This is a genomic window from Nocardia sp. SSK8, from assembly GCF_037034205.1.
Lineage (GTDB): Bacteria > Actinomycetota > Actinomycetes > Mycobacteriales > Mycobacteriaceae > Nocardia.
The window spans coordinates 138,553-148,734 of the sequence record NZ_JBAGKD010000008.1 but is presented as its reverse complement, the minus strand read 5'-3'; the positions used below and the strand labels follow the sequence as shown (position 1 = coordinate 148,734).

General features: G+C 70.7%; 9 protein-coding genes. 6 read left to right on the top strand and 3 right to left on the bottom strand.

Annotation, left to right across the window (positions count from 1 at the left end):
• Window position 1 precedes the first annotated feature (1 nt).
• The gene (locus WA675_RS17390; protein ID WP_336085614.1) at window positions 2-352 is read right to left on the bottom strand and encodes a hypothetical protein; all 351 of its coding nucleotides are present in this window, start codon (window positions 350-352) and stop codon (window positions 2-4) included.
• 172 nt (window positions 353-524) lie between these two features.
• On the opposite strand from WA675_RS17390, the gene WA675_RS17385 reads away from it, so the two are divergent.
• Window positions 525-2,711 (top strand): molybdopterin-dependent oxidoreductase, encoded by a 2,187-nt coding sequence (locus WA675_RS17385; protein ID WP_336085613.1) that lies wholly within the window; start codon window positions 525-527, stop codon window positions 2,709-2,711.
• Window positions 2,712-2,729: 18 nt separating this feature from the next.
• On the opposite strand, the gene WA675_RS17380 is transcribed toward WA675_RS17385, so the two are convergent.
• Complete coding sequence (locus WA675_RS17380; RefSeq protein ID WP_442945652.1) at window positions 2,730-3,713, bottom strand: fused (3R)-hydroxyacyl-ACP dehydratase subunits HadA/HadB; 984 nt, start codon at window positions 3,711-3,713, stop codon at window positions 2,730-2,732.
• Window positions 3,714-3,931: 218 nt separating this feature from the next.
• Here WA675_RS17380 and WA675_RS17375 point away from each other — a divergent pair, with 218 nt between their 5' ends.
• Window positions 3,932-4,339: a Fur family transcriptional regulator gene (locus tag WA675_RS17375; protein WP_442945651.1), complete on the top strand. Its 408-nt coding sequence runs from the start codon at window positions 3,932-3,934 to the stop codon at window positions 4,337-4,339.
• Window positions 4,340-4,350: 11 nt separating this feature from the next.
• Window positions 4,351-6,579 (top strand): catalase/peroxidase HPI, encoded by a 2,229-nt coding sequence (gene katG, locus WA675_RS17370; protein WP_336085609.1) that lies wholly within the window; start codon window positions 4,351-4,353, stop codon window positions 6,577-6,579.
• 69 nt (window positions 6,580-6,648) lie between these two features.
• Here katG and WA675_RS17365 read toward each other — a convergent pair whose 3' ends face one another.
• Window positions 6,649-7,110 carry an SRPBCC family protein gene (locus WA675_RS17365; protein WP_336085608.1) on the bottom strand — a complete coding sequence of 154 codons (462 nt, stop codon included), beginning with the start codon at window positions 7,108-7,110 and terminating at the stop codon, window positions 6,649-6,651.
• A 113-nt stretch (window positions 7,111-7,223) separates the two neighbouring features.
• Here WA675_RS17365 and WA675_RS17360 point away from each other — a divergent pair, with 113 nt between their 5' ends.
• The 3 genes from WA675_RS17360 to WA675_RS17350 all read left to right on the top strand — a co-directional run bounded on the left by WA675_RS17360 (window position 7,224) and on the right by WA675_RS17350 (window position 10,171).
• Complete coding sequence (locus tag WA675_RS17360) at window positions 7,224-7,940, top strand: metal-dependent hydrolase (RefSeq protein WP_336085607.1); 717 nt, start codon at window positions 7,224-7,226, stop codon at window positions 7,938-7,940.
• Window positions 7,941-8,117: 177 nt separating this feature from the next.
• Window positions 8,118-9,374 carry an esterase/lipase family protein gene (locus tag WA675_RS17355; RefSeq protein WP_336085606.1) on the top strand — a complete coding sequence of 419 codons (1,257 nt, stop codon included), beginning with the start codon at window positions 8,118-8,120 and terminating at the stop codon, window positions 9,372-9,374.
• Entirely contained in the window at window positions 9,371-10,171 is an 801-nt protein-coding gene (locus tag WA675_RS17350; RefSeq protein ID WP_336085605.1) for a HugZ family pyridoxamine 5'-phosphate oxidase, read from the top strand. Before WA675_RS17355 ends, WA675_RS17350 begins: the two co-directional genes overlap by 4 nt.
• The last annotated feature ends 11 nt before the right edge of the window (window positions 10,172-10,182 follow it).

The window sequence follows — 10,182 nt, the reverse complement described above, 5'->3', positions numbered from 1 at the left end:
CTCAGCCCCAGGTGGCCTGATCGGGCACGGTCGAGTCGAAGACGACGTAGAAGAAGTGGCCGGGGGCGAGCTCGTTCATGTCGTGCCAGCGGCCCCACGGGTCGCGCTGGTAGTAGTTCTCCATGCCGGTGCCGTCGTCGTAGCAGACGATGCCGCCGGTGCCGAACGGGCTCCAGTAGACATCGGTGCCCGGGCGCGGCAGCTCCAGCGGTGTGCGGAACAGATGACTACACGGGGTGATGACGGGGTCGTAGTAGGTCGGCTGCGCGGCGGCCACGGGCGCGAGACCGGTGACGGCGGCAGCGGTGATCGCGGCGGCGACCAGCCCGCCGCGGACGGGAGAACACGACATTTCTGCTCCTCACTCGGGCGGAAAACGGTTCGCTGGGGTGTCGGGACCGACCCGGGGATCGTTACCCGGGCTCACCGTACCGCTGGGGAAAGATCCGACCGTGGACGGATCTGCGGCGTGCCGCGCCGGGTTAGCGTGAGACCAGCGGTTCCGGCGGAAGTGGGGAAATACGGTGGACAGCACGACGATCGCGCGGCAATGCAGCCTGTGCGAGGCGCACTGCGGGATTCTGGTCACGGTCGAGGACACGCGGGTCACCCGCATCGAGGGCAATCCCGACGACGTGCTGTCGCGGGGCTACATCTGCCCCAAGGCGACCGCGATGGGCGGGCTGCACCACGATCCCGATCGGCTGCGCACCCCGATGCGCCGGGTCGGCGACGGCTTCGAGCCGATCGGCTGGGACGAGGCCTTCCGCGAGATCGGGCAGCGGCTGCGGGCCGTGCGCGCCGCCCACGGGCCCAGCGCCATCGGCATGTACATGGGCAATCCGGCCGCGCACAGCTCCTCGGTGATCTACGGCGCCGCGCTGCGCGCCGCCCTGCTCACCAGGAACTTCTTCTCCGCCTCCTCGATGGACCAGTTCCCGCAGGAGTTCGTGGCGTGGCGGATGTTCGGCGCCAATGTGCTCATGCCGGTCACCGATATCGACCGCACCGACCGGCTGGTGGTGCTCGGCGCCAACCCGGCGGTGTCCAACGGGTCCATCACCACCATGCCCGATGCCAAGCGGCGCATCCGGGAGGTACGCACACGCGGCGGCACGGTGGTGGTCATCGATCCGCGGCGCACCGAGACCGCCCGGCTGGCCGACGAGCACGTGGCCGTGCGACCCGGCGGCGACCTGTACCTGCTGCTGGGGATGCTGCACGTGCTGGTCACCGAGGGGCTCTGTGACGAACGGGCGGTGCGGGCCCAGTGCTCGGGCTGGGACGAGATCACCGCGCTGGTCGCCGACACCACCCCGGAGCGGATGGCACCGCACGCCGGGGTCGACGCCGAGACCATCCGCGGGCTGGCCCGCGACCACGCCGCGGCACCATCGGCGGTGCTCTACGCGCGGCTCGGCGTGTGTCTGCAGACCACCGGCACGCTCACCCACTGGCTGGTGAACACGATCAATGCCGTCACCGGCAATCTCGATCGCGCGGGTGGCCAGATGTTCGCCACCCCGCCCGTCGACGCCGCCCGCTTCGGCAAATACCTGCCGATGGGCTACGGCGCGTGGACCGACCGCTCCGGCAAGCACAAGTCCTTCCGCACCGAACTGCCCGCAGCGGTCATGGCCGAGGAGATCCTCACCGACGGCCCCGGCCGGATCCGGGCGATGATCACCTACGCGGGCAACCCGGTGCTGTCGACGCCGCAGGGCGGGCGGCTCGACGAGGCGCTGGCCTCGCTGGACTTCTATGTCGCCGTCGACATGTACCTCACCGAGACCACCCGGCACGCCGATATCGTGCTGCCGCCCATCTCCGCGCTCGAACGCGAGGAACTCAATCTGGTGTTCCCGGTGTTCAGCGTCCGCAACAACATCCGCTACGACGCGCGGGTCTTCGAGCCACCGGCCGACGGACTCGAGGACTGGCAGATCCTGGCGCGTCTGATCACCGAACTGGTTCCGCTGCCCGCCCGGCGCGTCACCGGCCGCGCGCTCACCGGCGTGTTCGAGCAGCTGAGCCCCGCGCGGCTGACCGCGGCCGCCATAGCCACCGGCCCGTACGGCATCCTGCGGCGCGGCCGCGACGGGTTGACCGTCGGCAAGATCCGCCGCACGCCCGGCGGCATCGACCTCGGCCCGCGCCGGCCCCGGCTACGCCAGCTCATCGGCACCAGCGACCGCAAGGTCCGGCTGGCACCGGCGGACTTCCTCACCGCCGCCCGCCAGGCCGTCGACACCGCCGACACCCCCGCCGACGGCTACGACCTGCAGCTCATCGGCCGACGGCACCTGCGCAGCAACAACTCCTGGTTGCACAATATCGAGACCATGGTCAAGGGCCGCGACCGCTGCACCGTGCTCATGCACCCCGACGACGCGGCCGCGCGCGGTCTGGCCGACGGCGCCCCGGCCACTGTCGAATCCCCGGCGGGCACCATCGTGGTGCCGGTGGAGCTCAGCACCGACATCCGCGCCGGGGTCGTGGCGATCCCGCACGGCTGGGGCCATCGCGAACCCGGCGTCGGCTGGACGGTCGCGGCCGCGCACGGCGGCGCGAATGTCAACCTGCTGCACGACCCGGGCCGCACCGATGTGTTCAGCGGCGCGGCCGCGGTCAACAGCACCCGCGTGCGGGTACTCCCGGTGACGCCCGGATCCGGCACCGCGGCAACGGCTGCCACCGCCGCCGCGGGCTGAACCCGGGCGCCGGACGGCTCAGCGGAAGCGGATGTCGGCGGTGGCGAGACCGTAGATCTTGCGACCACCGGACTTGGCCACGATCAGGATGACCGCGCTGCGGTTCTCGGGATCGAGGGACTTCACCTTGCCGGTGTACTCCACCTGACCGCCCGCCGCGCGGTCGACGACGGTGTAGTTCGACAGCCGCACGCCGTAGCGGGTGACCGCGCCCGGGTCGCCCGACCAGGACGAGAGGAACCCGGCGCCCAGGCCCATGGTGAGCATGCCGTGGGCGATGATGTCGGGCAGCCCGGCCAGCCCGGCCACCCGCTCGTCCCAGTGGATGGGGTTGTTGTCGCCGGAGACACCCGCGTAGTTCACCAGGTCGCCCCGGGTGAGCTTGGCGTCGCGCAGCGTCACCTCGGTGCCGACCTCGAGGTCGTCGAACGAGAGCGTGGTGCCGGGGGCGCGGGTCGACCCGGCCGTGGACAGCCGCAGCTCGCCCTCGGGACGGCGCGGCACCTCCCCGCCGTCGTCGACGGGCTCGGCCGCGCGGCCGAACATGCTCACCCCGTGCACCATGATGTTCTCCACCGCGGTGGTGATCGCCGGGTCCACCTCCTCGCCGGTGACGCCGACGACCGTGGTGTGCATGACGTGCACGGTCTCGCCGAGTTCGTCGGTGAAGGTGTTGGTGACCGTGATCAGGTCCTTGCCCGCGATCCGGCGCACCGAGGACAGCTCCACGTCGGTGATCAGCCGGTCCCCGGCGACGATCGGCTTGTGCTGCTCGAAGACCTGCTCGGTCTGCACGAAGGTGTCGTAGCCGACCACGACCGTCTCGAACAGCTTCCGGTTGGCGGCCATGGCCGGGATGGAGACGAAGGTCAGCGGCGCGACCAGGCCCTTGTACCCGAGCGCGGCGGCGGCGTCCTCGTCCCAGTGCGCCGGGTGGTAGTCCTGGACCGCCCTGGCGTATTCGCGGACCTTCTCCCGGCCCACCTCGTAGGTGCCGTCCATCCGGTAGTAGTGCCCTACCTTCGACGCGATATCGGGTGCATCGACCACCGCATTCACCGTGAAACCAACCTTTGTTCGAGGAACGGACTCCGGCAGGATAGCGGCCCCGCGCGGCCGGGGCGCAGATTGCGGACACAACTCGTCGCCCGAAAGCCTTCCCTTCTCATCTGGAATGAGTCATAATCTGGAACGTGTCCAGTAAGTCGGAATTCGAGCAGATGCTCCGCGCGGCCTCGCTCCGCGTCACCGCGCCGCGCCTTGCGGTGCTCACCGCGGTGCATCACCAGCCCCATGCCGAAACCGACGTGATCATCGGCCGGGTCAGGGAATCCCTCGGCACGGTGAGCCAGCAGGCCGTCTACGACGTGCTGCGGGTCCTCACCGACGCGGGCCTGCTCCGGCGGATCCAGCCCATGGGCACCGTCGCCCGATACGAGACCCGTGTCGGTGACAACCATCATCACCTGGTGTGCCGATCCTGTGGCGTGATCGTCGATATCGACTGTGCGGTCGGCGATGCGCCCTGCCTGACGGCGCCCGATGACCAGGGTTTCGTCATCGACGAGGCCGAGGTCATCTATTGGGGCCTGTGCCCCGATTGCTCGTCATCACGATCACCGTCCTGAAAGGAATCACCGTGCCCGAGGAACACCCACCCATCGCGGAAGCCAACACGGAACCGGGTGAAAGTGGTTGCCCCGTAGCGTCGCACCGTCCCTTCGCAGCCGCGGACACCCGCGGCAGCAATGCCGACTGGTGGCCGCATCAGCTCAACCTCTCGATCCTGCAGAAGAACCCGCCGGTGGCCAACCCGTTCGGCGCGGACTTCGATTACGCCGCCGAGTTCGCCACCCTCGATCTGGCCGAGGTCAAGGCCGATATCGAACAGGTCATGACGACCTCGCAGCCCTGGTGGCCCGCCGACTTCGGCCACTACGGCCCGCTGTTCATCCGGATGGCCTGGCACTCGGCGGGCACCTACCGCGTGGGCGACGGCCGCGGCGGCGCGGGCGCGGGCCTGCAGCGCTTCGCCCCGCTCAACAGCTGGCCCGACAACGCCAGCCTGGACAAGGCACGTCGGCTGCTGTGGCCGGTGAAGCAGAAGTACGGCCGCAAGCTGTCCTGGGCCGACCTCATCGTCTACGCGGGCAATGTGGCGCTCGAGTCGATGGGCTTCGAGACCTTCGGCTTCGGCGGCGGCCGCGTGGACGCCTGGGAGCCGGAGGAGGACGTCTACTGGGGTCCCGAGCGCACCTGGCTCGGCGACGAGCGCTACACCGGGCCGCGCAATCTGGAACGCCCGCTCGCGGCGGTGCAGATGGGCCTGATCTACGTCAATCCCGAAGGCCCCAACGGCAATCCGGACCCGATCGCCGCCGCCATCGACATCCGCGAGACCTTCGCCCGGATGGCGATGAACGACGAGGAGACCGCCGCGCTCATCGCCGGTGGCCACACCTTCGGCAAGACCCACGGCGCCGGTCCGGCCGACCACGTCGGCCCCGAACCCGAGGGCGCCCCGCTCGAGGAGCAGGGTCTGGGCTGGAAGAGCGGCTACCGCACCGGCGTCGGCGCGGACGCGATCACCTCCGGCCTGGAGGGCATCTGGACGCCCACCCCGACCGCCTGGGACAACAGCTTCCTCGAAACCCTCTACGGCTACGAGTGGGAGCTCAGCAAGAGCCCGGCCGGGGCGCACCAGTGGGTGCCGAAGGACGGCGCCGGGGCCGGGACCGTGCCCGACCCGTTCGACGCGGACAAGAAGCAGACCCCGGTCATGCTCACCACCGACCTGTCGCTGCGGGTCGACCCGATCTACGGGCCGATCACCCGCCGCTGGCTCGAGAACCCGGCCGAGTTCGCCGACGCCTTCGCGCGCGCCTGGTACAAGCTCACCCACCGCGACATGGGCCCGGTCGCCCGCTACCTCGGCCCGCTGGTGCCGTCGGAGGAACTGCTCTGGCAGGACCCGATCCCCGCGCGCACCGGGGAACTCGTCGCCGACAGCGACATCGCTGCGCTCAAGGGCCAGATCCAGGCCGCCGGGCTGACCGTCGCCCAGCTGGTCACCACCGCCTGGGCCGCGGCGTCCTCGTTCCGCGGCAGCGACAAGCGCGGCGGCGCCAACGGCGGCCGGATCCGGCTGCAGCCGCAGGCGGGCTGGGAGGTCAACCAGCCCGACGAGCTCGCGCAGGTGATCCGGGTGCTCGAGGGCATCCAGGAGACCTTCAACGCGGCCGGTGGGGCGCAGGTATCCTTCGCCGATCTGGTCGTGCTCGGTGGCGCGGTCGGTGTCGAGCAGGCCGCGCAGGCCGCCGGTTTCCCGGTGACGGTGCCCTTCACGCCGGGTCGCACCGACGCCACCCAGGAGCAGACCGACATCGAGTCGTTCGCCGCCCTGGAGACCACCGCCGACGGGTTCCGCAACTACCTCGCCAAGGACGCGCAGATCCCGGCGGAGTACCTGCTGATCGACAAGGCGAACCTGCTCACCCTGAGCGCGCCGGAGATGACCGTGCTCATCGGCGGTCTGCGAGTGCTGGGCGCGAACTACCAGCAGTCGCCGCTGGGTGTGTTCACCGACCGGCCGGGCACGCTCACCAACGACTTCTTCGTCAACCTGCTGGACATGGGCACCGCCTGGGCGCCCTCGCCCGGCGACGAGAACGTCTTCGAGGGCAAGGATCGCGCCACCGGTGCGGTCACCTGGACCGGCAGCCGGGTCGACCTGGTGTTCGGCTCGAACTCACAGCTGCGGGCCGTGGCCGAGGCCTACGCCACCGACGACGCGAAGGAGAAGTTCGTGCACGACTTCGTCGCCGCGTGGACCAAGGTGAGCGAGCTGGACCGGTTCGATCTGGCCTGATCGTCCGCTGACAGCGAAACACCCTGTGACTCTGCCGGAGTCACAGGGTGTTTCGCTGCGGGAAAGGCGTCAGGCGCCGGATTCCGCCAGCGCCGCGAGGCGGTCCACCGAGGCCTGGAGCTTGTCGGCGGTGGTGGCCTTGGCGCGCACCTGGCGCAGCTCGTCGCGCAGCTCGGTCCAGTCGTAGGTGTGGGTCACCCGGGTGTGGGTGTCGTCGATCGGCTCGAGCTCCCAGCGCCACAGATGCCCGGGCGGGGTCTTACCGCGCTCGGACGGGTTCCACGCGATGCGCCTGCCCTCCTCGAACTCCACGATGTGGTTGTCCCGGTCGGCCCCGTTGGTGAGCGTGGTGGTGAACACGGCACCGGTGGCGCGGACCCGCTGGCCCGATACCGCCTCGGCGAGGTTGTCGTTACCGTCCCAGCGCGGTTGCTGGGCCGGGTCGGCGATCAGTTCGAAGATCGCGGCGGCGCTCGCCGCGACCTCCCGGGAGGCGTGCACGATGCGGGGTACGTCGATGGTTTCGGTCACCCGGCCGATGCAACCAGCGCCGCCGCGGCCCCGCAACCTTTCGGCTCGAGGGTGCGCGGAACCGCGGTCCTGGGCATATGCGCCCGGATAGTGAGGTCCTCTAACGTTCAGGGGTGCTTGGACATTCACACGCGACGAGCGGGGCGCTGGCCTGGGCGGCGACCGCCGCGGCGCTGCCGCTCACCGTCGCCGCTTTCCCCCTGTTCGACAGCGACACAACCCGATTCGGGATCGCCGAGCTCATCATGGGCACGCTGCTCACCGCGGGCGCGGCCCTGCTGCCGGACGCCGATCATCCGAGCGGAACGATCTCGCACGTCCTCGGTCCGGTGACCCATCACCTGTGCCGCTTCATCTCCTGGGCCTCCGGCGGACACCGGCACGGTACCCATTCGCTGCTGTTCGTGGTCGCCGCCGTCGCGGCCACCTGGGCCGGGGAGCACTGGCTCGGCCGTCCGTTCACCCTGAGCCTGGTCTTCTTCCTGCTGGCGCTGGCCGTGCGGTCCCTGCACCTGTGCCCGCCCGGGAAGAGCCTGCGCACCTACGGCACCGTCATCGTGCTGGCCTCGGCGGGCACCTTCGCCGTCGACCACTGGATCGTCGACCGGCCCGCCTGGCTGCCGATCTGCGTCGGCCTGGGCTGTCTGGCCCATCTGCTCGGTGACTGTCTCACCGACCGCGGCTGCCGTCTGCTGTGGCCCTTCCCCTTCCGCACCCGGATTCCCGTCATCGAGCGGACCGGCAATCGCGTCGAAACGTGGGTGCTGTCCCCGCTGTTCGTGGCCGGGGCGTGCGGAGCGCTGTGGTACGCCATCGTCCACCACGTGTAATCCCCTGCGCGGCAAGGGCGGCCACCCCCGGCCGTCCTTGCCGATTTTCGGCTTTTGACTTCTCGGTCGCATATATATTTCGATGCGCATATCTGCGTATCACCATGATGATTGTGACTACTCTCAGAAACGGACCGAACTGCCCCTTTTTCAGTGCACAGTTGTACTCTCAAACCCGTGACGGAGCAGCTCCCCCAATCCCAGGCCGAAGTACAGGCCCTCACCCGGCTGGCCGGTGACGAATTCGTCGGCGCGGTCGACGGGATCGCGGCCATCCACCGGGCCATCTCCGATCGCGTCTTCGCGGCGGTGCGCACCGGGGTGGGCGTGGCCGCCGATCCGGTGAAGGTCGTGCACGACGCGATCACCGACAGCGTGTACGCGGTGGTCGGTGGCACCGGCTTCGTGGTGGGTGAGGTGGCGAGCGCGGTGCAGGTGCCCGGGGTGCCCGCGCCCTCGCGGACTGTCTGGGGCGCGGGTGTGCTGGCCGCGCTACAGGGCCTCATCGGTGACGCGCTCGAGGACCAGGCCCCGATCCTGGCCTCCCCCATGACCATTCGCGTCGACGGCGCCCCGGTGCCACCCGAGCAGCTGCCCGCCCACACCACGGTGCCCACCTCGCGGCTGGTGGTCCTGGTCCACGGCCTGGTCGAGACCGAACACGCCTGGCGGCTCGGCGGCGGGCCCGACTACGGCGAGCTGCTCGAGCAGGAGCTCGGCTACACCCCGGTGTACCTGCGCTACAACACCGGCCTGCACATCTCCGAGAACGCCGCCCAGCTGGCCGCGCTGCTGGAACGGCTGGTGGCGAGCTGGCCGCTGCCGGTGCACGAGATCTGCCTGATCGGGCATTCGATGGGCGGACTCGTCGCCCGGGGCGCGTGCCATCTGGCCGAGCGGCAGGACGCGGACTGGGTGCGCGCGGTGCGGCAGGTGGTCTGCCTCGGCTCGCCGCACCTGGGTGCCCCGCTGGAACAGATCGTCCACTACGCCGCCGCGGCCTTCGACCTGCTGCCCGAGACCCGGCCGCTGGGCGCGCTGCTGCGCAGGCGCAGCGCGGGCATCCGCGATCTGCGGCAGGGCTCGCTCGTCGACGAGGACTGGCGCGATCTCGACGTCGACACCCTGCGCGCCCGGGCCGTGCAGGAGGTGCCGCTGCTCGCGCACGCCGACCACTACTTCGTCACCGCGACCATCACCCGCAGCCCCCGGCATCCGGTGGGCCGGGTGATCGGCGACGGCCTGGTGCTCGCGGGCAGCGGCTCGGGACGCGGCCGGACCCGGCGGATCGGGCTGGCCGGGGTGAACGGCCTGCACGTGCCAGCGGCCAACCACTTCAGCCTGCTCAACCACGACGCCGTCTACCAGGCCCTGCGCAGCTGGCTGTCGAGCACCCCCCGCCGAGCGGCCCGGGTGGATACGCTGTGGCCATGACTCTCGACCACGGCGACCCCGGCGACGCACCCGCCATCCCGCTGCCGACCACTCCCCTGGCCAACGAGGCCCACCCCTCGGCCGCCGAGGAGGCCCGCACCATCGCGGCGGCGACCAATATCGGCACCCTGGCCAGCCTGACCACCGACGGGGCACCGTGGGCCTCGTTCATCACCTACGGCCTGCTCGACGGAGCGCCGGTGCTCAGTGTGTCGCATATGGCCGAGCACGGCCGCAATCTGGCCGCCGACCCGCGCGCGAGCATCGCCATCGTGACCCCCGACATCCCGGCGGACCCGCTGGCGGGCACCAGGATCACCCTGGCCGGAGTGGTCGAACGTCCCGAGGGCGCCGAGGCCGAAGCGGCGCGCGCGGCGCACCTGGCCGCGGTCCCGGCGGCCCGATACTACATCGACTACAGCGATTTCACCCTGTGGGTGCTGCGGGTGCAGCGCGTGCGCTGGGTCGGCGGCTACGGCCGGATGGATTCGGCCTCGGCGGCGGAATACCTTGCCGCGCAACCTGATCCGATCGTGCCGCGGGCCGCCCCCGGCATCGCCCACCTCAATGCCGACCACGCCGACACGCTGCTGGAGATGGCCCGGCACCTGGGCGGGTTCCCCGATGCCACCGCGGCGAGCTGCGAACGCGCCGACCGCTACGGCCTCCAGCTGCGCGTGGAGACGCCCCGCGGGGTGGCGCGCACCCGCGTCGGCTACGCCGAGCCGCTCACCGAGATCGGCGAACTCCGTTCGGCCACAGTCGCTTTGGCGAAGCTGGCGCGCGCCGCGGACTGACCCGGTTCCCG

Excerpts from the sequence above, each read along its gene's own strand:
- WA675_RS17390 (WP_336085614.1), bottom strand. The coding sequence starts at position 352 with ATGTCGTGTTCTCCCGTCCGCGGCGGGCTGGTCGCCGCCGCGATCACC.
- WA675_RS17380 (WP_442945652.1), bottom strand. The coding sequence starts at position 3,713 with ATGGACGGCACCTACGAGGTGGGCCGGGAGAAGGTCCGCGAATACGCC.
- WA675_RS17375 (WP_442945651.1), top strand. The coding sequence starts at position 3,932 with ATGCTCCGCGCGGCCTCGCTCCGCGTCACCGCGCCGCGCCTTGCGGTG.
- WA675_RS17350 (WP_336085605.1), top strand. The coding sequence starts at position 9,371 with ATGACTCTCGACCACGGCGACCCCGGCGACGCACCCGCCATCCCGCTG.